Annotated in this window: 13 protein-coding genes and 5 pseudogenes; 5 read left to right on the top strand and 13 right to left on the bottom strand. The window is 68.1% G+C overall.

What is annotated here, in order from left to right; all coding sequences use genetic code 11:
• Positions 1 to 390 precede the first annotated feature (390 nt).
• Both ltrA and OG395_RS42985 read right to left on the bottom strand, forming a co-directional pair.
• Positions 391 to 1,731, bottom strand: a complete 1,341-nt coding sequence (gene ltrA / locus OG395_RS42990; RefSeq protein ID WP_327241363.1) for a group II intron reverse transcriptase/maturase — start codon at positions 1,729 to 1,731, stop codon at positions 391 to 393.
• 545 nt (positions 1,732 to 2,276) lie between these two features.
• Positions 2,277 to 3,476 (bottom strand): RNA-guided endonuclease InsQ/TnpB family protein, encoded by a 1,200-nt coding sequence (locus OG395_RS42985; protein ID WP_327247748.1) that lies wholly within the window; start codon positions 3,474 to 3,476, stop codon positions 2,277 to 2,279.
• Positions 3,477 to 3,527: 51 nt separating this feature from the next.
• On the opposite strand from OG395_RS42985, the gene tnpA reads away from it, so the two are divergent.
• A complete protein-coding gene (gene tnpA / locus OG395_RS42980; protein ID WP_327242549.1) occupies positions 3,528 to 3,956 on the top strand; it encodes an IS200/IS605 family transposase in 429 nt (142 codons plus the stop codon).
• Between the two features lie 179 nt (positions 3,957 to 4,135).
• Here tnpA and OG395_RS42975 read toward each other — a convergent pair whose 3' ends face one another.
• The 3 genes and pseudogenes from OG395_RS42975 to OG395_RS42965 form a co-directional block, all read right to left on the bottom strand.
• Positions 4,136 to 5,158, bottom strand: coding sequence for a glycoside hydrolase family 3 N-terminal domain-containing protein (locus OG395_RS42975; RefSeq protein WP_327247747.1), 1,023 nt, complete (start codon positions 5,156 to 5,158; stop codon positions 4,136 to 4,138).
• A gap of 510 nt (positions 5,159 to 5,668) precedes the next feature.
• Positions 5,669 to 6,892 carry an MFS transporter gene (locus tag OG395_RS42970; RefSeq protein ID WP_327247746.1) on the bottom strand — a complete coding sequence of 408 codons (1,224 nt, stop codon included), beginning with the start codon at positions 6,890 to 6,892 and terminating at the stop codon, positions 5,669 to 5,671.
• Positions 6,889 to 7,253: pseudogene (locus tag OG395_RS42965) on the bottom strand (fluoride efflux transporter FluC). The gene OG395_RS42970 and the pseudogene OG395_RS42965 overlap by 4 nt, the downstream one beginning before the upstream one ends.
• A gap of 117 nt (positions 7,254 to 7,370) precedes the next feature.
• Between OG395_RS42965 and OG395_RS42960 the strand changes: the two are divergent.
• Positions 7,371 to 7,523, top strand: coding sequence for a hypothetical protein (locus OG395_RS42960; RefSeq protein WP_327247745.1), 153 nt, complete (start codon positions 7,371 to 7,373; stop codon positions 7,521 to 7,523).
• A gap of 47 nt (positions 7,524 to 7,570) precedes the next feature.
• Here OG395_RS42960 and OG395_RS42955 read toward each other — a convergent pair whose 3' ends face one another.
• From OG395_RS42955 to OG395_RS42930, 6 genes and pseudogenes are all read right to left on the bottom strand, one after another.
• Positions 7,571 to 9,814 carry a serine/threonine-protein kinase gene (locus tag OG395_RS42955; RefSeq protein WP_327247744.1) on the bottom strand — a complete coding sequence of 748 codons (2,244 nt, stop codon included), beginning with the start codon at positions 9,812 to 9,814 and terminating at the stop codon, positions 7,571 to 7,573.
• 335 nt (positions 9,815 to 10,149) lie between these two features.
• On the bottom strand, positions 10,150 to 10,803 hold the full coding sequence (locus tag OG395_RS42950) for a hypothetical protein (protein WP_327247743.1): 654 nt from the start codon (positions 10,801 to 10,803) through the stop codon (positions 10,150 to 10,152).
• 263 nt (positions 10,804 to 11,066) lie between these two features.
• Positions 11,067 to 12,944 (bottom strand): CocE/NonD family hydrolase, encoded by a 1,878-nt coding sequence (locus tag OG395_RS42945; RefSeq protein ID WP_327247742.1) that lies wholly within the window; start codon positions 12,942 to 12,944, stop codon positions 11,067 to 11,069.
• Between the two features lie 707 nt (positions 12,945 to 13,651).
• Positions 13,652 to 13,954: pseudogene (locus OG395_RS42940) on the bottom strand (transposase); the annotation flags it as partial.
• Between the two features lie 341 nt (positions 13,955 to 14,295).
• Positions 14,296 to 14,517: an IS3 family transposase gene (locus tag OG395_RS42935; protein WP_327247741.1), complete on the bottom strand. Its 222-nt coding sequence runs from the start codon at positions 14,515 to 14,517 to the stop codon at positions 14,296 to 14,298.
• A 53-nt stretch (positions 14,518 to 14,570) separates the two neighbouring features.
• A pseudogene (locus OG395_RS42930) lies at positions 14,571 to 15,224 on the bottom strand (TerD family protein); the annotation flags it as partial.
• A 375-nt stretch (positions 15,225 to 15,599) separates the two neighbouring features.
• Here OG395_RS42930 and OG395_RS42925 point away from each other — a divergent pair.
• Positions 15,600 to 15,916, top strand: a pseudogene (locus tag OG395_RS42925) (RHS repeat domain-containing protein); the annotation flags it as partial.
• 211 nt (positions 15,917 to 16,127) lie between these two features.
• Here the strand turns inward: OG395_RS42925 and OG395_RS42920 are convergent.
• Positions 16,128 to 18,248, bottom strand: a complete 2,121-nt coding sequence (locus OG395_RS42920) for a LamG domain-containing protein (RefSeq protein WP_327247740.1) — start codon at positions 18,246 to 18,248, stop codon at positions 16,128 to 16,130.
• A 263-nt stretch (positions 18,249 to 18,511) separates the two neighbouring features.
• Here OG395_RS42920 and OG395_RS42915 point away from each other — a divergent pair.
• Positions 18,512 to 18,795 (top strand): annotated as a pseudogene (locus tag OG395_RS42915) (IS3-like element IS987 family transposase); the annotation flags it as partial.
• A gap of 276 nt (positions 18,796 to 19,071) precedes the next feature.
• Here OG395_RS42915 and OG395_RS42910 read toward each other — a convergent pair.
• Positions 19,072 to 19,479 (bottom strand): hypothetical protein, encoded by a 408-nt coding sequence (locus tag OG395_RS42910; RefSeq protein ID WP_327247739.1) that lies wholly within the window; start codon positions 19,477 to 19,479, stop codon positions 19,072 to 19,074.
• Positions 19,480 to 20,062: 583 nt separating this feature from the next.
• On the opposite strand from OG395_RS42910, the gene OG395_RS42905 reads away from it, so the two are divergent.
• Positions 20,063 to 20,800 (top strand): class I SAM-dependent DNA methyltransferase, encoded by a 738-nt coding sequence (locus tag OG395_RS42905; protein WP_327247738.1) that lies wholly within the window; start codon positions 20,063 to 20,065, stop codon positions 20,798 to 20,800.
• The last annotated feature ends 54 nt before the right edge of the window (positions 20,801 to 20,854 follow it).

Here is a 20,854-nt window from a genome sequence, read left to right as displayed (position 1 = left end):
GCGCCCACTACCAAGGGCTGTCCAATCCGCAGCGGCTGCCTGAATGCGCCTTGCGGTCTCCGTCGGCTCAACCGCCATGAAGCCCCCCTGGCTCAAGGCGTTCACTCGCAGGTCCCGGGCTGAAGCCTGGGCACAGCAACCAGGTGGAAAACTTTGACACTTCGACCGAGAACGGACAACAGACACCAGATCGGCAACGCTGGGGGCGTGTCGCTTGCCGCGGCGACAAGGGCGCCGAGGGAGGCACCGGTCAGGAATGGTCGCCTTCCACATGGGGACCCTGTGCGCCGAGTCCTTCGCTCTCGATCGGGTAGGCGGGCCGGTTTGCCCGGCCCGCCCCCCACACCACCGGACATGCGGGCCCGCATCCGGCGGTTCGTCCAGCTGATCTCAGGCGAGCTTCAGGCGGGACCACGAGCCCTTGAACGACTTGTAGCCCTGCGCATCCCAATAGGCTTTATTCATAGCGATTTCCAGTGGTTTCAGGTGGGAGGCCCGCCAGTATCGCTTGCGTTGCACTGCAACGCCTTGCTCCTGGTCTCCAAATTCGTAACCGAGCTTCTGGAGCATGGAGTTCTTGCGCTGACTGGTCTTCCACTGCACCCACTGGGCCTGCCGTAGCCTGCGGCGGGTCCAGTGATCAATCTCCTCGAAAACCCGAAGGCTGTCGGAGAGACTGAAGTAGGCCACCCAGCCGACCGAGAAACGGTTGAGTTTGTCCATCCTGTGGGCCATCGATACGCCCCACGTCCGGGAGGTGACTCGCCGAACGGTGGACTTTAGCCGTCTCACGGCCTTCCGGTCCACCCGGATCTTCACCTGCCCTTTGGCGAGGTAGTACCCGAATCCCAGGAGTGACGTCCACCAGATGGGGCACGCCTTCGACTTCTCACGATTCACCCTCAGTTTCAAGGTCTTCTCAATGAAGGCCGTGACCGAGGCGAGGGTCCGCTGCGCCGCTCGCTCGGACCGGACGAAAATCATCACATCGTCCGCGTACCTCACGAACCGGTGTCCGCGTTTGAAGAGTTCGCGGTCAAGGTCGTCCAGCATGATGTTCGACAGCAACGGGGACAAAGGGGAACCCTGCGGGGTCCCTTCCTCGTTCCTCACCATCACGCCGTCGCTCATAATCCCGGCTTCCAGGTACCGCCGAATCAACTTCAGGACCTTTCTGTCCCTCACCCGGCGAGCCACCCGCGCCATAAGCGCATCGTGATTCATTCGGTCGAAGAACTTGTCGAGGTCCAGGTCCACGGCCCAACGGTTTCTGTCCTGGACGGCCCGGCGACCAACCCTTACGGCTTGGTGGGCCGAACGCCCTGGTCGGAACCCGAACGACGCCCCAGAGAAGTGGGGATCGAAGACGGGCACGAGGGCCTGCGCAATTGCCTGCTGGATCAAGCGATCCAGCACCCGTGGGACACCTAGCATCCGCTCCCCACCATTCGGCTTAGGGATGGTCACCCGACGGACAGGAGCGGGCTTATATGTCCCCGCATCGAGCTCAGCCCATACCTTGGGCCAGTTCTGGGCGATCCATGGCCGGAGTTCATCCGTCGTCATCCCATCAACGCCGGGGGCACCCCGGTTTGCTTCGACGCGCCTGAGCGCCGCGAGAAGGTTCTCCTTCGAGAACACCGTCTCCCAGAGGGAGACCTCGCGGTGATTGTTGTCCGCGTGTAGCGCCGGCTGGTCACTGCGCCCCTTGGGCTGGGCGGTCGTATGCACCGACCCCGTCACCCCAGGGTCTGCCGGGGCAGATTTACGGCGGTCATCGTGACCTGCGCGAGCAGACACCCTTCTTCCAATCCGCTAAACGTTCGGCCCTTCCCGAGTCCTTGTCGGCCTACTGCCTTCCCGTCTCGGTACTATGACCTCTGCTGACTTCTGTCCGGCAAACCAGTGCCATTGCTGGCATCGGTCGTCACAATCCCGGCCGACACACCGTTACAGGTGACACCCGGGCAGACCTCCCCGAATAAGAACAGCAACTTTCCCCGGATCGCCGCCGCATATACTCTGCGTCTTTCTTGGTGAGAACGGGCTTCGATGCAGTCAGCCACCTTGCCCAAGACGCCTAGCCTCAAATGCGGTTCTTGTACATCGGTACCCGGTTTTGCCTCCGGCTTCCTTCGGACCCCACCTCGCGATGACGCCCTTGCCGTTCGGCTAGCGAGTTAGTCTCACCTCTTCTCGTCGGGACTTTCACCCTTTAGCTGCTGCCCATGTCGGGCGTACTGACTCCTCCCCCACCTGAAGGTGGGGGCTTCTCGCTATGCCGGTTGGGCTTCGCGACGGACCAGCCCGGCCCGTAGAACGTTCAGGGCGCCCACCGTGTCCGCGTGTGCCTGGTGGCCGCACGAGACGCAGCGGAACTTCTGTTGTGTGGGCCGGTTCTCCTTGGCGGTGTGCCCGCATACGGGGCACCGCCGGGAGGTGTTGCGGGGGGCCACGGCCATCACTTCCCGTCCGGCGCATTCTGCCTTGGCGGTGAGGATCGTCAGGAACACCCCCCATCCGGCATCAGCGATCGAACGGTTCAGCCCGGCCTTGGCGACGGCCCCGTTGGGCAGGAAGCTGCCCGGCGTGGCGGGGTCCGGCTTCGGAGCCGGGACCTTGCTCATGTTGCGGATCCTGAGGTCTTCGTGCGCGATGAAATCGTGGTCACGCACCAGGTTCAGCGCGGTCTTGTGCGCGTGGTCCAGGCGCTGACGGCGGACCTTGCGGTGCAGCCGCGCCACAACCTCCACGGCCTTGCGTCGGCGCTTCGAGCCGCGCTTGCACCGGGCGAGGGCCTGCTGCGCGGCTTCGAGTTTCGCGGCGGCCTTCGCCCCGTGCCGGGGGTTGGGTACGAACTCGCCGTGGGAGTCGGCGAGGAAGTTCGCTATGCCCAGGTCGATGCCGACCATGCTGCCGGTCGCCGGTAGGGGCTCGGGCTGTTCCTGGTCGGCGGTGAGGATGACGTACCAGCGCCGACCTTCGCGCTTGACGCTGATCGTCTTGACCTTCCCGGCCACCGGCCGGTGCTGGTGCACCTTGACGTGTCCGACGCCCTGGAGGCGGATGCGGGTGACGGGGTCGTGCGGGGTGGCATCCCAGCGGCAGCCGTCGCCGTCCTTCGGGAAGTCCACGGTGTCGAACCGCTTGGCCGAACGAAAGCGCGGATACCCCGGTGCCTCTGCGGCCTTGACCCGACGGAAGAAACCGGTGAACGCCTTGTCCAGCCGTCGCAACGTCGCCTGCTGAGAAGAGAACGACCAACGGCCCTGGCGTTCCGGGTCGAAGTCCCGGATGTCCTTGAGCTGGGCGGACTGCTGCCCGTACCGGACCGTCGTCTTCGAGCTGTGCCGGTAGGCATCGCGGCGTTCTTGCAACGCGCCGTTGTAGAGCGAGCAGTGGTCACGCAGCATCTCGGCGAGCGCGCCCTGCTGGCCCACGGTGGGCCGCATGAGGAACTTGTACGCACGGATCATCCGGCCCACCCCCTTCCTGGCCCGCTTCGGAGATCATACTACGCTTGGCGTGTGTCACCACGATGGGAACCAAACCCCGATATTCGTACCGGTCGCCACGTCGTCTCCCACCTCCATGCCCACTTGGTGTTCGTCACCAGGTACCGGCGCGGCGTGTTCGATGACGACATGTTGAAGCGGTGCGAGGAGATCATGCGCGAGGTCTGCGGCACGTTCGAGGCGGAGCTGCGGGAGTTCAACGGCGAAGCCGACCATGTGCACCTGCTGGTGCACTACCCGCCGAAGGTCGCCCTGTCGAAGCTGATCAACAGCCTCAAGGGCGTCAGCTCCAGGTACCTGCGAGCGGAGTACACCGGGCGAATCAACCGGATCGGCATGGGATCGGTGTTCTGGTCCCGCTCCTACTTCGCGGGATCCTGCGGCGGAGCACCGCTGACCGTGATCCGCCAGTACATCGAAGGGCAGAAGCGGCCTGCCTGACCATCCCCCAGGCACAGCGAACTCCGGCGCTTCGCGCCTCCGGACCAAGGATGCGTTTCCCTCCCCGGCTGAAGCCGGGGATACCCACGCAAGATCAGGGATGGAACGCGCTGTGGGCGTGGCCATTGATCCCGGGTGGATGCACACAGCGCTTCGCACCGTGCTGTTGCTTCAAAGCCTCAGCGGCAGTCGAGCAGGCCCGCGTTGCGCTTGGCATCGAGTATCCGCCGCACGCTGTCGTTGACCTTGGCCCGGAACGAGGCGTCCTGCCGCATCCGGGTCTGGACGGCCTGTGTCATCGCGGGTACGGTGCTCGGCCGCACCGTGAGGATCATGTCTCCCCCGGCCGCGATGAAGTTCACGGCCCGCTGGGCAGGGCTGAAGGACCGTACCGCGACCGCGTTCCCGAGGTCATCCGAGATGACCACTCCCTTGAAGCCGAGTTGGCTGCGCAGCAGGTGATCGATGACCGTCGGCGAGAAGGCCGCCAGGTGCTTGGCGTCGATCTTGGTGTAGGTGGCCGACGAGACCATCACGAAAGGTGACCCGGCCCGGATCCCGGCCCGGAACGGCGTGAGGCTGGAACTGCCGGCGGTCGTCACCGAGTCCACGACGTTGGCGGTGGTGTCGGTGTTGCCGATCACCTGGCCCAGCCCGGGAAAGTGCTTGAGCGAGGTCAGTACGCCCGACTGCGCGAAGCCGGCGGCGAAGGCGCCGGTGTGGGAGGTCACGGTGTCCGCGGTATGGCCGTACTCGCGCTGGAAGGAACCGATGGGGATGTTGCGGGTGCCCAGAGCGGCCGGGACCACGTCGGCGACCGGTGCCAGGTTCAGGTTGACCCCGGCAGCCTTGAGCTGCTTGGCCCATCCGGCGGCCTGGGTACGCAGCGTCGCGGTCGGCCAGCTGCCCTGGGTCAGGCCGCTGGGCATGGCCGAGAAGCCGGGCCCGTTGAGCACCTGCACCCGGCCGCCCTCCTGATCGGTCGCGACCAGGAGGCCGACCCGCCGGTCGGCGACCCGATCCGCTTGGCCTCGGAAACCGTCGACGAGCTTTCTGGTCGCCGTCGTACCGGCGGCACTGCGGCCGGTCAGCATGACTGACCCCACATGGTTGTCGCGCAGAGTGCGCAGCTGAGCTTGATCGGGGTGGGCCGCGGAGATTCCCCCCATGAAAAGCTGTCCGACCCGTTGAGCAGTGGTCATGCCGGACAGGTATTGGTCGGTGCAGGTGGCGGCAGGTGCCGACGGGGCGGTACTCGCGGTGGCCGGGGCAGCATCAGTGCTGGTATGGCTCAGCAATGCACTGGCGGCACCCGGGTCTCGTGTGCCGTGGCTGGCAGCGAGGGATCGGGGGGAGTCGGCTATTGCCCCGGGCGGGACCGATGCACCGCAGCCTGTGACCGCGAGCGCGAGAGTGACCAGCGGGACCCCGGTGCGCAGGGCTGTGCAGCGGCGGCTCCTGGGCTGCTGCCGGACGCGTATCGTCATGCTTCTTCTCCCGGCCTGGACGAGCCGGGGCTACCACGCGCTGCGCAGCCGCTTCCGTCACGGCGAGCCCGGCTTGCTGCGTTCATCACACCGTACGTTATTGGGCATTTGTTCGCCCCTTGGCGGATGTGGGGGATCTACGGCGGACCGGTGTGACGACGCGGCAGCCGATCCGTTCCTGCCGTACGGCCCGACCCGGTGACGGTGACGGGTTCCGCCGGCCTCTCAGCGCCGATCGACTCTGGTGACGGCCAGCAACACCACGGCGAGGACCTGGATGGCGACGACCACCGTGATCAGCACCGGGATCGAGCAGCCGTACAGCCCGCCCGTCAGTGCACCGCCGGCCAGACTCGCCGCACCGACCATGCCCGCGAACAGGCCGTAGGCGGTCGCCCGCCGCCCGCTGGGCACCAGGTCCGCGACCGTCGCCCGCAGGGTGGACTCCTGGATGCCCATGGCCGCGCCCCACACCAACGACCCAGCGACCGCGATCGCGACCGTGTCGGTGAACGCCAGTGCCACCACACCCGCGGTCAGCACCGGCAGAGCGACCAGCACACGCGGGCCGATCCGGTCGTAGAGCCAGCCCGTGGCCAGTGCCGCGACCGCGTCCACGGCCATCGCGGCCGCGTACAGCACCGGCACCCAAGCGGCGGTCAGCAGATGCCGCTGGACCAGGTGGTAGGAGAGCACACCGAAGGTGGCGAACCCGGTCGTGGTGGCCGCAGTGAAGCCGGCGTAGGTCCAAAACGTCCTCGGCAGCCGCCCGTGCCGCGTCTCCGGCGTCGCAGGCGTGAGCGCTGCGGCGGTTACCTCGCGCTCGTAGGCTTCAGGATCAGCCACCCGGGCGCGCAGCCAGAACAGCAGCAGCAGTACGGCGATGCCAGGGGCGGCGAGCACGCCGAGCGCGGGGCCATAGTCGTTCCCGGTCAGCGCAAGCACGCCCGCCACCAGCAGTGGGCCGGCAATGGCGCCGACCTGGTCCAGGGCCTCATGGACAGCGAAGCCCCGGCCTCGCCCGGTCGCAGCGGTGGCGTGCGAAAGGAGCGTGTCCTTCGCGGGCGAGCGCACCGCCTTCCCGACCCGCTCGGCGATCACCAGCACACCAGCGGCCCACAGCACCCCGGCCACGCCCAGCAGCGGCACCGAGACAACCGTCAGGGCGTACCCGGCGATCGCCAGGCCCCAGAAACGGCGCGTCCGGTCCGCCATCGGCCCGGAGACCAGCCGCAGCCCCAGCGCCGCCGCCTCTCCCGCACCGGTGACCACCCCGACGACCAGGGAGGACGCTCCCAGCGAGGCCAATAGCGGCCCGGTGATCGAGCGGGCGCCCTCGTACACGACGTCCGCGAGCAGGCTGACCGTGCCGAACCAGACCACGAACCGCCACGGCCCCATACGTGCCGGCCGCGCCGTCTCGCGCCCCTCGGACACCGGCCGGTTCACGCCCACATCGCCTCCGCGAACGACACCCCGACGAACGCCGCCCCCAGCCCCGCCACCACACTGGCGACGACGTTGGCGGTGGCGAAGAACCTCGCCCCGCCCTCCGCCAGCCGCGGCGTCTCGTACGAGAACGTCGAGTACGTCGTCAACGCCCCGCACAGCCCAGTACCGAGCAACAGTTGCACTTGCGACGACGCGCGGCCGGCACGGCTCCCGACAACAGGCCCAGGATCAGGCAGCCGAACACGTTCACTGTAAACGTGCCCCACGGGAAGACCGTGTCGTGCCGCTTCTGCACCGCCAGGCGATCACCTACGCCGCTCTGGTGCCCGGTTCGACCTCGGCACGCTGGCCCAGGCACACCGCGACTTCCTGTCGCGCAGGGGGCAGGATCTCGACATCGACGCGTGCAAGCAACGCCTGCTCGACCACGTGGACGGGGAGTGGAGCCCGGAGCTGCTCCGGCGCCCCCCGGCAAGTGATCATCGCCGCCGACTCCCCCAAGCAGGTCACCCACTCCGTGGTCCGGCTGTCTGAGATGAGCCTCGACACCGACCTCATCCAGGTGGGTCCGTGGAAGGTGGAAGGGCACCTCGTCGCCGGCCGCGCAGGCGACCGAGTGCGCCGCTGAGGTGTCCGCACGGCAAGGAAAGCGCCCGGCGTCCGGTGCCGCCCGGGTCAGCCCGACTTCGGCGGCTTCTGCGCGTCGAAGGCGAAGAGAGTGTTCTTGGCCGCGGCCACGATCACCGCACGCCCCGCAACGGTCACGCGCGGGCTTGCGCCCTGCTCGCCCGTCAAACCATCGGCCTGCGGGTCTGTTGTCCACAGGGGTTTGCCATCGTACGGCGACAGCGCGACCACCCGGCCGGTGGCCGAGCTGAAATACAGCGCGCCGGCTCCCGCAACGGGACCCGACGCACCCTCCACGCTTGTCTGCCGCGACCACTTCTTCCGGCCGGTCGCGGGGTCGAGCGCTGTGACGAGACCGGTCTGCCCGCTCACGTAGACGGTGCCGTCCGCCATGCCGGGCGTCCCCGCGTATGTCTTGGCCAGTCGGGAGTACGTGACCTTCCGCGAGGCCGGGTCGACCAGCGCCACCCCGTCGTAGCCGGCCAGCGCCGTTCCCTCCATGTGTCCCTGAAGGAGTACGAGCCTGCCGTTGGCGACGCCCATCGGCACGGCGGGGCCGTTAACCGCGATGGGCCTGCCCAGTATCCCCGAGGCGCGGTCGACCGTGTACAGGGCGGGGTGACGCACCTCTGAGGCATCCACCTCCGCATTCGTCGCACACATCGCGAAGAGCTGTGTGCCCGCCGGGACGGGAGCGCACTGCGTACCCGCGGGGAACGACGTCGTCCAGGTGACCTCACCGCTGTGCGCGTCCCGGGCCTCGAAGCGGGAGTTGGAAGCGTCGACCGTCACGACGGCGGAGCCGACCACAATGGCGTCCTGAGTCCGACCCGTGACGGCCGTCGACTGGGCGCCGGACGGCACGGACCACAGCTCCCGGCCGTTGTTCGCGTCGATGGCCACCACCTCGCTGGGAGGGTCCTGCGGGGCGTCCTGGGCGGCGAAGCGGTAACCGAGCACCGTGTCGTCGGTGGCGCCCACCAGGTGCATGCCCTGGACGGGGACGCCCGGGCTCTTCGCCGTCCACACCCGCGAGCCGTCCAGGATCCTGATACGGGTCGCGACAACACCGCCGCCCCCGCAGAACAGCGCGTCGCGGCGCGCGACGCAACGCAGCTCGTCGGGGATGTCCTCGCGACCGCCCTGCACGGTCTTGCGCCACGGCTCGAAGCCGTCCGGAAGTGCGGCACCCGGCACCGCAACGCTGTTGCCCTTGTCGCCGCCGCTGTTCCCCCCAAAGCCGCCCGCCTTCAGTGCGGCGACTCCCCCGCCGATCGCTGCCACCGCGACCGCGGCCGCGAGCACAGGACGCCATCGGCGACGCAGACGGCGGCCGATGGGGGTGCCAGTGCTCCCTGTGTCGGGACCGGCCGGGGCGGTGGTCGGGGCAGTCGGCGCCGGGGTGGCCCGCGTCGCGAGATGATGCTGGGTGATCACGTCGCGGGTGCAGCCCACGCCAACCCCGTTCGCGTCGGTCGCACCGAGGTCGGCCGGCAGGTCCCGCAGCAGCACGAGGAGTTCGTCCGCCGAGGGGCGCCCCTTGGGCTCCTTGTCCAGGCACGACTCGACGACCGCGCGCAAAGCCACCGGCACGGCACCCAGCGACGGCTCCTCGTGCACCACCTGATACGCCGTCATGTATGGGCTGTCCGCGTCGAAGGGCCCGTGGCCCGTCGCCGAGTACACCAGCAGCGTCCCCAGCGAGAAGACATCGGACCGCGGCCCCACACCACGCGGCGCCTGCAACTGCTCCGGCGACATGAAGGGCGGCGTGCCGATGACCCGCCCAGTCATCGTCAGCGTCTGCTGGTCCATGGCGCGCGAAATGCCGAAGTCGATGACGCGCGGGCCCTCGGGCGAGAGCACGACGTTCGAGGGCTTCAGGTCACGGTGGACGACCCCCACCCGGTGGATGTCGCGCAGCGCCTCCGCCAGCCCGATGGCAAGCCTCCTCAGCTCCGCTCCGTTCAACGGGCCCTTCGTGGCGATGCGCTGGGCGAGCGTGTGCCCCTCGATATAGGTCGTCGCCATCCACGGCTGCTCGGCCTCAGGGGCAGCGTCGACCACGGCGGCGGTGAACGCGCCGCTCACCCGCCTCGCCGCCGCCACCTCCTGCCGGAAACGGATGCGGAACTCGTCGTCCCCCGCGAACTGCTGGTGGATCAGTTTGATCGCGACAGGTCGCCCCGAACTCGTACGGGCCAGAAAGACCGTGCCCATGCCACCCGAGCCGAGCCGCGCCTCAAGCGGATAGCCCCCGATCTCGGCTGGATCACCCCCGCGCAGCGACACTCTTCCCGACCTCCCGTCCCCCGTGCACCTCTGCCACCACGGGCCTGCGTACCTGTCCTGCACATAAACTAGCCGCAGGGCAGTACGGCAAAGCACAGCGGGTGACGAACAGGGAGCCCAGAGCTGCTCCCGTGCCGCACACGACGAAGCCCCGCCAAGAGCATGACGGGGCTTCGTCGTGTCGTGGAACACCGCCCGGTGCGGCCCATCGCCACACGCAGAACCCCGTCGGCACAAGCCGACGGGAGTTCGTGCCCTCTCACACGCGTATCACCAACAGCGTCGACGCCTCTGGATCACAATGACAGTCAGCGGGAGCACCGGAGAGCCAGACCTCAGAGATCCTCGGCGCGCAGTCGCCTCGTCCCGTCCAGATGATCTCGCAGGTGTGCGATCGCCTTCTCCGGCTCACCCTGGCACACCAGACGTTCGGCCTCCGCGATCACACCGCCCGACGTCCCGAAGTGCATGAAGTCTTCGGCAGAGACAGCCGGCGGAGAATGTTCGGCGTCGGCCTCTTCGCAGCGGCTGCGCAGCTTGAGAACCTGAGCACGGGCATCGGCATGTTCTTCGGGGTGACCACCACGCCTGGCGAAGTAGTCGTCCAGGTACGCCAGAGCTTCGTCTGCACGGTCGGCCTCGACGAAGACGCGGCCGAGCAGATGGATGATCCAGTCGGCATCCCCGCCGGCGGTCTCCACGGCCCCGCGTAGCACCTCGATCGCCTCGCAGTGGTGGCCATGGCGCGCGAAGAGTTCGGCAAGTTCGAATGCCGCATGGGAATTCCCCTCGCTGCTGTACTGCTTCAGCAGGGCAACCGCCTCCTCAGTCCGGCCCCGTTCCTCCAGCAAGCGGGCGAGCGCGGTCCGGGCGTACTCCTCCCCGTCCTCGTCGAGCCAAGCGCGCAGCTCCGCCTCGCGTCCATACCGGGCCAGAAGAGCCGCGAGTTGCTGGGCGTGCCCGGCGAACACCATGCCGTCGACGCTCACGTATCTCCTGAGCAGTGCTGCCGCCTCGTCGACGCGGCCCTGGCGTTCCAGGAGCGTGGCATGCAGGGGGACAGTGTCCCAGTCGTCCGTCGCCCACGGCTCGAACGGGACCGTCGGACCTACGCCGACGGGTGGGATCAGGGCGGCAATCTCCTCGTCACGGCCATGGCCCTCGGCAACCCCTGGTGCCTGGGCCGGCGCCGGACGGCGCTCCGGAGCGAGTCCGGGAGACGTGCCGTCGGCGCCGGCCTGTGGGCGTGGGATCAGATGTGGCCGCCGGGCGTCACGGTGATGGACGCCGGACCGGCCGGCAGGTCCACGGTGTACTGGCGCAGGTAGGTGTCCAGGTACGGTGAGCGGCCGCCCTGGGTGGCCACGTCGTCGGACGGGTCGTCCAGCGACAGTCTCAGCACGGCGCCCGAGACGTCGATGGTCCGGCCCGACGGGGTGTCACGCCACGACCCGGTCCGGATCGAGCCGATCTCCACGGCCAGGACATGCCCGGCCGCCAGCGTCCAGTCGGTCGCCTTGAGGTCGACGCTCATCCGGCCCTTCTTCAGCAGGGAGACCTGCTCGTTGAACATCACGGCCTTGCCGTCCGGGCCGACGTCGTAGAGCTTGAGCATGACGTTGCCCTCGCCCTTCGCGGTCAGCGAGATGTTCGGCGTGGCGGTCAGCCGCACGTCCTGGGTGAGCGGCTGCGACCAGACGAAGAAGCTGGAGCCGACCTCACCGGCCTGCTGCCTCTTCGCGATCCCCTTGGCCAGACCCTTGGGCGCCGGCTGCTCGGTCGCCGGGGCGTTCTCCATGTCCCAGTTGCCCGACGGCTGGACCGCCTCGGGCACCGGCGTGCCGGCTGCGGCCAGGGCGGCGCGGGCGGAGGCACCGCCGTCGTCGAGGTAACTGCCGTTCCCCAGCGGGAGGGTGATGTCGCGCTCCAGCACCGGCCAGGTGTCCTGAGCCCGCCAGTGACCGGTGGAGTCCTCGACGGAGTACGTCGGGTAGTCGACCGAGGGTTCAACTCCCTTGAGGTACTGGTCGTAGAAGGACAGCGTCTCGTCGTACCAACCCTCGCGGCCCATGGCCAGGCGGCCGTCCCTCACCCGGTCTCCACCACGCACATGGTCCCACTGACCGACCCAACCGCGCTCCGGGCCGGTGTGGTTGGTGAGGTACTCCTGCATCTCCTCGGGCTTGGTGTTGTTCTCGATGAAGCCCTGGGTGACGAAGAGCGGCGTGTTGGTGCCCTGAGCCATCTTGGCCAGGTCGCGGGAGGTCCAGAACGGGTCGTTCTGGTCTGAAATCCGGTAGCCGGCCGAGTTCTCGGTCAGGCACTGGGGGTGGGAGTTCTCGTACCGGGCGTTGGCCTGGTAGCGCGCGTCGTCGTCCGACAGCGGGGCCATCGTGGCAATGCCATTGTAGGCATTGGCGGTTCCGGTCACATTCGGGCGGGGGACACCGTTGGAGTAGATGTACTGGTACATGTCCCAGAGGGGCTCCTGGGCAACAACGGCCTTCAGCGCGGACTGCTTCAGGCCGTTGCCGATGAGGCCGGTGACGGCGTCGTAGGACTTGCCGTACATGCCCACCGCGCCGGTCGACCACGGCTGGCTCGCGGCCCAGTTGACCGCAGCCTTTACGTCGGCCTGCTCACCGGGACCGCCCCAGTCGAGGCAGCCGGTCGAACCGCCGAAGCCGCGCAGGTCGACCATGAGGAACGCGTAGCCGTGGGCGAAGAGGTCGCTGCCCTCGATGAAGTCCTGGAAACGGTTCGAGGGACCGGTGTGGGTCCAGCCCTCGGGGCCCGTCTGGCCCATGTGTCCGAAGTACGGGCCGATGGAGAGGATGACCGGCACCTTCTGCCCGGCGGACACGCCTTCGGGCATCAGTAGGTCGCCGTGCAGTTCGGTACCGGAGCCGTCCGAAGACGGGAAGTAGTGCTGGGTCCAGACGGATCCCTCCGGGACACGGTCGTTCTGCTCGTGCGTGATGCCGTCGGTCGCGGTGGCGACCGCGGTGGTCGGGGTCCGACCGGAAGTGGCGGTCGGTGACGCGATGGCAGGGCCGGCGAGTGCACCGGTCAGCGCCAGAGTGGTGACGAGTGCCGAGGCGGCCCAGCCGGGCGCGCGACGTCTGTTCACATGCTCTCCAGAGTCGTCGGTACGGAGTGGAGCGGCGGTTCCGGCTGGGCGGCAGCCCCAGCCCGCCGTCGCCGCAGCGACGACGGACGGTCGCACGCACGTCAGGAACGGGACCGTGTGTGCGACCCTGGCCGGAACCAATGGTGAGCGAGCCTAAGGTCAGCACTGAAACGCGTCAACGGTGCTGTGTATCCTTTGTGTTAGCGATGCGACGGGGACAAGCCTGTTTCCATCAGGGGCAGTTGTGTATGACTATGGTGGGAATGTCGGCCGCTGTGGGCGCCGGCATCGCCCTTGAAATCGGCAGCGGGTCGGGCAACGAGATTGTCTGTCACCTGGTTTGACGGTGTGTGACATTCTGCTTTCGACATCATCGAGGTCGTGGGCCGTTCGGCCAGTCACGCTGTGCACGTTGATCAAGGTCGCGTCAGGAGACCTTTTCGTATACAGATCGCGTGGTTGGGTCTTCGGGCGGATCCGCCCGGAACCGCCGACTGGATCCGACGGTGGCGCAGCGGACGGCGGGGGGCTACCGGGTGTTACGCAAGACGGTCGTCAAGGGCCTGAACCATCCGGTACCGCCGGTGCGAAAATCGTCTCCGCCCAGGGTGAGCGCGCTGAAGCGGGTGGAGGACTTCATCAACAAGATGCCTCTACTGATTCCCAATGTGCTTGTCAAACTTGGCTCGTGACTGGGTGTGGTCACCTCATCCAAGGCAGGCAGCACGGGTGGGTGAACTGCTCTCGAAGGGACGACCGTCGCGGAGGAGCGCCCACAGGACGTTCAGGCGGCGCGCGAGGGCGATGACAGCTTGCTTGTGGGTCTTTCCCTCGGCCCTCTTGCGTTCGTAGAACGCCTTTGAGACGGGGCAGTGCTGGGCAGCGACCTGGGCGGACATGTAGAAGACCCGCATCAGTCGGCGGCAGTAGCGGCGAGGTCGGCGCATGTTGCCGCTGATCCGTCCTGAGTCTTTCGGGACGGTCGCGCCCACGGACGCGGCGGCGGTGAGCGCGTTCTCCCACTGGCGTTCAGGGGATGACGTGGCCAACTTCACGCGCGACAATCGCCGCACTCCGAGCAGGCATTTACCGCATTCGTCGTAGGGACCCTCGATCGCATGTGGGGCCGTACCGTGCAAGTTTCTCTCCGTTCGCGCACGCACGGTACGGAGAATCGGCGGCACGACCCTCGGGAACGATCTTGGTCAGCCGAGGAAGCTCAGCCGAACCTGACGGTTGACGTTGGAAATGTTGGTGTCCGCCAACCTCCGTTAAGGCAACTCCCACGCTAGTTGACCTGGGTATCCGTATTGCTGGTCTGAGGTTCCCCCCGCTGCGCGGGAGGTACTGACTAGCCGGTCAGCGCGGGTTGACGTGGTTTCAGGTTCACTGGTTCGGCTGCTGCCTGGCTGGCGTAGTGCTTCTGCTCGAACTCGATGGGGCTGAAGTAGCCGAGGCGTTTCTGGATGCGGCGGGGGTTGCAGAAGCCGTCGATGTACTCGAAGAGCGCGAGGTTCGCCTCGGCCCTGGTCGCGAAGATGCGGCCGCGGACACACTCGGTCTTGATCAGCATCCACAAGTTCTCCGCCAGGGCATTGTCATACGAGTCCCCGACCGACCCCATGGCGCGGCGACGGGGAAGAGGCGCGCACCTCGCCACGATTCGTTCTCCGCGAGAGACTTCTTTTGAATCTTGGGGAGAGTGACCTTCTTCTTGGACGTCCGAGGGCGCGCCGGTTCCGCCTCCAGCCGCGGCCGCTCGTCGGCCGCGGACTCGAGCGTCTCCGGCGGTCCGGCCTGCACTGTCTCCTCGGATGCGTCGTCGTCGATGTCGACGCCGTGGTCGGTGGCCAGTGCGGCGAAGCCCGCTTCGTACCCCTGCCCCACAGCTCGGAACTTCCACTCCTCCCCGCGCCGGTACAGTTCGCCGAAGATCAGCGCACTCACCTCACCGGCGCCCTCGATGGCAAAGCAGAGCAACGGATCACCTGCTCCGTCACTCAACGCCAGCCGTAGTTCCTCGAGTTCGTCGAATCTGGCCGATTCGTACCGACTGGCTGCGATCAGGATCGTCGACACATCATCGGGGATCGCCGTCAGGTCAAAGCTGATCCGGTCCTCACTGCCCTCCCCCACGGGCATCTTGCCCAGCAACTGCACGCTTCCGTCCGGCGCGCAGGCATTGTTGTAGAAGTAGAAGTCGGCATCACTGCGCACCTTGGCGTTCGCGTTCAGCAGCAGCACGGAGACATCCGCGTCTCCCTCGCCGGTGGGGCTCACTCACCCGAGGCTCACCACCACCGACTCGACGTCTCCGTCACTCAGGCTTCCCAGCCCGACGTTGGCGCCCTTGACCACCCTAGTGGTGCCCACTCCCCCGGCCCAGCGACGCAACGTTTCCCTGTCGACCCGGTGAACGCCGTTCCTATCGTTCCAGACTTTGGCATCCCCGGGGGGAGAGCATCGTTCGGGATGACCAGCGCATGATGCGGCCCTACCAAGCGTGGTGCGCTAGAGACTCAGCACATACCACTGTCGGGTGGATCCAAGCCGCAAGTACAGGCTCCTGCCCCGAGGGGGGCGCGCCCGTCCATTGCAGCGAGACATCAACCGGTGCCTCTCATGTCCATGAGGTCAGTGGGCCCAGAGCGAACCCAACGCTTCTTCGCCATCGCCGCCGACCTCATCGGCGCCCCCACCGATCTCGTCGACGAAACCGGCGACATCGCCTGGCGCGCCCGCACCACCCTCTGGGGCACCACCACCTGGACCCGCACCTGCACCGCCTGCACCCGCTGCGCTTCCCCGGCCAGTACTACGACCCCGAGACCGGCCTCCACTACAACGTCTTCCGCCACCACGACCCGGAAACCGGGCACTACATGACTCCGGACCCCGTGGGCCTCGCACCCGCACCCAATCCGGCGCCCTACATCGACAATCCCCACACCTGCGCCGACCCACTGGGTCTCTGGTCGACCTACCAAGTGGGCCAGGCTCTGGGCGACATATGAAATCTGAGCAGGTGGATCCCCACCAAGGTTCCGGCGGAGTCCGAGGCGGTCCTCCGCGACATCCGCGAGTTCGGTGTGAAGGCTCAGGGCGCGGGTCCTCAGCACATGGGGTCGTCCGTCCTCAAGCCATTCGAGAATCGAGAACAGCTGGAGGATGCTCCTGCGGACCTCAGTAGAGGTAGGCGAACGATTTCACCTGGGACGCGGTGAGGGCTCCGCTGAAGACGCGGACGGTGTCCGCCCCGCCGTGGAAGTACTCGCCCCAGCCGCCGTCGGCGGTGTGGCCGCGGCCGATCTGAAGCGGGCCGGGGGCGCTCCAGGAGGCGTTGAACTCCGTGGTGGCCACGGCCTCGCCCTCGACGTACAGGGTGATGTGGCCCTCGGAGTCGTCGTACACGACGACCACTTCGTCGGAGTAGGACGTGGGAGCGCCGGGCCCGGCGACAACGGTCTCCGCCGCGCCCGGTTCGCTGCCGCGGGTGACGACCAGCTGCCACTCGGACGCGGCCGGGTCATAGCGGACCTTGAAGGCGTCGCTGTCGGCGTCGCCCTGGGACAGGACGGTCATCGGCCGGTCGGGGGTGGTGTCGGCGAAGCGGACCCGCAGGCCGACGCTGAAGCTGTCGGCGGTGTCGACGACGGGGCCACTGGTGGCGGCGTAGTCGTCCGTGCCGTCCAGGGCCAGGTGGTCGTTGCCGTCGAGGGCGTCCGCCGGGAACTCGAAGCACTCGGGGTCTTCGAGGCAGGCCTCGTAGTCGGGGCTGTAGAAGCCGGCGCCGCCGTGCAGGGTGAGCGGCTTGTCACCGTCCCGGTCGGGGATCACACCGTCATCGGTCCGCTCGATGTCCCAGGCGGCGACCAGTTCGGCGGGGCGGGAACCCAGCCCCTCGATCTCCTTGCGGGACACGACCCGGTCCCAGACGCGGACGTCGCCGATCTCGCCCTGCCAGCGCGCACCGGCGTCACCGCGGGCGCGGCCGATCTGGAAGGCGCCAGGGGCGGCCACCGGGGCGACGCCGGTCTCGGAGGCGACCTCCTTGCCGTTGACGTAGAGGCGCAGGGTGTTGTCCTCGGTGTCGTACAGGCCGGTCAGGTGGGCCCAGCCGCCGACGGAGGCGCTGCCGCCGGTGAGGGTGGTGGCGCCGTAGCGGAAGGCCCAGGTGGCCGGGCCGTCCGCGGTCGGGCGCAGGCCGAGGGTGAAGGCGGAGGTGCCGTCGGCGGCGTCCTGGCTGGCCACCGTCATCGGGGTGTCGGTGGCGGCGGGGCGGACCCAGGCGGAGAGGGCGAAGGTCCTGGCGGTGTCCGTCGCGGGGGCGTCCGGGGTGAGGTAGCTGTTGCCCCGGCCGTTGAGGGTGACGGTGGAGGTGAGGTCGGTGCGGGAGGGAGCGGGGGCGCCGAAGACGACGCCGCCCTTGGCGCGGGCCACGGGGCCGGCCTCGGCGGCGGCGTTGTCGGCTCCGGCCGGGTCGGCGAGCTTCCAGTGGGCGACGGGGGTGCGGCCGTCGGCGACGCGCATCCAGTGAGTCGTCTGGGAGCTGGACCGCCCGGCCCGGTCCACGGCGCGAACCTGCAGGTAGTAGGGCCCACTGTCCTCCGGCATCCACCGGATGGTGACCGGTCCGCCCGGCTCCTCGGGCCGGACCCGCTTGGGTCCGGAGCCGAGGACGGAGTAGACGTACTCGACGACGTCCTCGGACGGGGAGTCGAACGTGAAGCTGCCGTAGACGCCGACGCCGTCGTGCCAACCGCTGTCGTCGTCCGGGTACTGCTCCGAGACGACCGTCGTCGGCTCGGGGTTGACCGTGTCGATGACGAACCGGCAGGTGATGCCGGAGGTTTCGTCGCTCCAGGCGGAGGTCGCGTCCTCGTCGTCGACGGCCCGGACGTGCCAGGAGACGACGGTGTCGGCCGGGAGGTCGGAGGGAGTCCGCCACAGTTGGGTGATGGGGGAGTGCACAACAAGGGAGGTGTAGGTGCGGCGCTGCTGGGCTCCGTCGGCGTCGGTCCACCAGGCCTCGAACTCGGCACCGGCTCCGTTGGTCTCCCACTCCTCGTTGTCCTCCGTCGGGTCCTCGACGACGGCTCGGAGTTCGGGCGCGCGGGGGACGTAGACGGGCTCGTCGGAGCAGGCCTTGGTCGAGTCGACGGTGAGGGTGTCGGTGCTCGGCTGAAGCGGAGGAAGGTTCTCCCCGGCCGCCGTGGCGATGCCCGGGGTGGCGGCGAGCAGCACGGCCGCCAGTCCCGTGGCCGCGGCGGCGGTTCTGGCGCGCCGGCCGGAATGCGTGTTCATGCGGTTGGGTCCCCCTGTTTCGGTTGTCCGGTCCTGCGCGGGGGCGGTTCGCCGCCTTCGGTTCGCGCAGCGGGCCACACAGAGACCAGCAGCTGTCATGCTCACCGTCAGTCTCCGGCTGCACGACTATAGAGCGCTCTTCGAACGGGTTCAAAACGATTTTCCGGGTCGGCGCAGAACCGTGGCACCTCTGGGCCACAACAGGCCCAACGCCGCAACCCGCTGCGCGCGGCGGGGCCCGCCTATCAGTTCCGGCACCCCGGCTGCAGGACGCAACGGGAGAAGCGACGGCAGAACCTCCCAGACGCTCGGTCTTCGTGGTCGCGGAGATCCGCCCCAACTACCCCACCGAGTGGGCCGCGATGATGGCGGTCGCCGCGAAGCTGGCATCGGTGCCGCCGAGACGGTGCGGACCTGGGTCCGCAAGGCCGAGGTCGATCCCAGCCGGCGGCCCGGTGTGACCTCGGAGGAGGCCGCGGAGATCAAGCGCTTGAAGGCCGAGAACGCCGAACTGCGGCAGGCCAACGAGATCCTCAAGACGGCCTCCGCAGAGCCTCCCGATCCCGGAGCGCCTCATTAAGCACGCAGCGCCCAAGACCGTCACCAAACGCAGGGTCGACTCCACGTCGCCCGGCTGGAGGTAGTTTCGCGTGCGCTCCAGCCAGGCGACTTCGGAGAGGACCTTGTCCGGCAGCCCGTGAACCGGCGAGCACGGGTTCTGGGCACAGGAGTGACGGGCCAGGGAGATCCGGACGGCCCTCGGCCGTCTACGAGGCACGGCACCGTCGTACTGTCGGCCACTTCGGCGGCTTCATCGTGCGGCTCATGGACCGGGTTGGGGTGCCAGGGCCCGCAGACCGGGTTCCGCCGCGGTGGACGCCAGCCAAGTCGTCCTCTCGTCGCCGTCGGCAAGAGCGCTTCTTCCCGCCTCCGTCCATGCGTCGTCGTTCAGCAGCGCAAGATAGGCACTCCGGACACCGGCCCACTGCTCTGCCGCGCCGACGGACGTGGCCTCCGAGGAATCAGCAAGGTTTCTGGCCAGCATGGCCGCCGTCAGGAAGCGCGGGACCGAGGGTTCCAGCCGGAACAGGGCAGCGCTGTGCGCTTTCAAGACTACGGAGGCGTGCGGATAGCAGCTCAGAGACATACCCATTCCGGAGCAATAGGTCAGGACGTACAGCAGCCGTCCCGCGTGGTCGACAACGTCGGGCTCTGGGATCCCCTCGGTCATGACGAGGTGAAGGTCCGTCACCTACGCGACACGGCCGGCGAAGGTCCTCCAGGAGCCCCGCGGGTGTGCCGGGGTTGGCGGCCACGTTGGCCGCACGGACCGTAGCATCCCGCAGTCACCGGTCCGGCACCCCACTGGCTTACAGGCCCGCGGCCTCTTGCTCCGAGCGCGGCGGATCGGCCACAGCCATCGAGGACCGACGAGCAGGGTGCGCCGGCGTACGGCTCGGCGGCCCCCCAGGGTGAGGGAGCCCGTACACCCGGTTCCCTACCCGCCGCCCGTGTACATCGCGTACTGGTCCCGCTCGGCATTGAGCGAGTCGCCGATGCGCATGCGTTCCACCAGGTCGGGGTTGGCCGGCAGCAGTCCTCTCCGGCCGAGTACTGGCTTGGCGATCAGGGTAGAGGTGCTCGGCAGCCGGGGGTGACGAGAGCGACTGCACCACTACCGTGAACCCCGTGTACTCCCAAGCCAGTTGGGTGCTCCGAAAGGTCTGCGCCTGGCACCGGGAAAGTATGTTCGGGACCGGTGAAAAGGTAATTACGTCGACAGCGCCCCACCGCGCCCGGCAAAGTGGCCGCCCGTGACGAGCAGTGAGCTGTGGACCCGTGCGACCGCCGACCGCTACGACGCCGAGGAGACCGAGATGTCCTCGGCCGCTGTTCTCGGACCGACTCTCGCCTTCCTCGCCGAACTTGCCGGAGACGGCCGGGCACTGGAGTTCGCCATCGGAACCGGACGAGTGGGCGTCGCACTCAGGGAACGCGGCGTGCCGGTAGTGGGCATCGAACTGTCCGAGCACATGGCAGCGGTCCTGCGGCGCAAGATCGACGAGGACACGCTCCCGGTGACCATAGGGGACATGGCCACAACCGTCGTCCCCGGAGAGTTCACCCTCGTCTATCTCGTCTACAACACCATCACGAACCTGCTCACGCAGGACGAGCAGGTCGAGTGCTTCCGCAACGCCGCACGTCACCTGACGCCTGGCGGCCGATTCGTCATCGAGCTGGGCGTGCCGCCACTGCGGTTTCTGCCGCCCGGGCAGGTCGCGGTGCCGTTCGACATCTCCGAGCGGCATCTCGGCTTCGACACCTTCGACGTGGTCGAGCAGATTCTCGTCTCGCACCACTTCACCCGCGACGGCGACGGCCGCTACCGCCGCAGCAAGTCCCGGCACCGGTACGCGTGGCCCGCGGAGCTCGACCTGATGGCACAGATCGCGGGGCTCGAGCTGGAACGACGCGTCGCGGATTGGAACGGGGCGCCGTTCACCCAGGACTCCGCGAAGCACATCTCAGTGTGGCGCAAGCCGGCCTGAGGCGGTCCCTCCTGACCTCGCCCATAGGCCGGGCTGGGCACGATGAGGCCGGGC

The organism is Streptomyces sp. NBC_01320, from assembly GCF_035974375.1.
GTDB classification, from domain to species: domain Bacteria; phylum Actinomycetota; class Actinomycetes; order Streptomycetales; family Streptomycetaceae; genus Streptomyces; species Streptomyces yanii.
The sequence above is the reverse complement of the archived record's forward strand: the minus strand, read 5'-3'. Positions and strand labels throughout refer to the sequence as shown.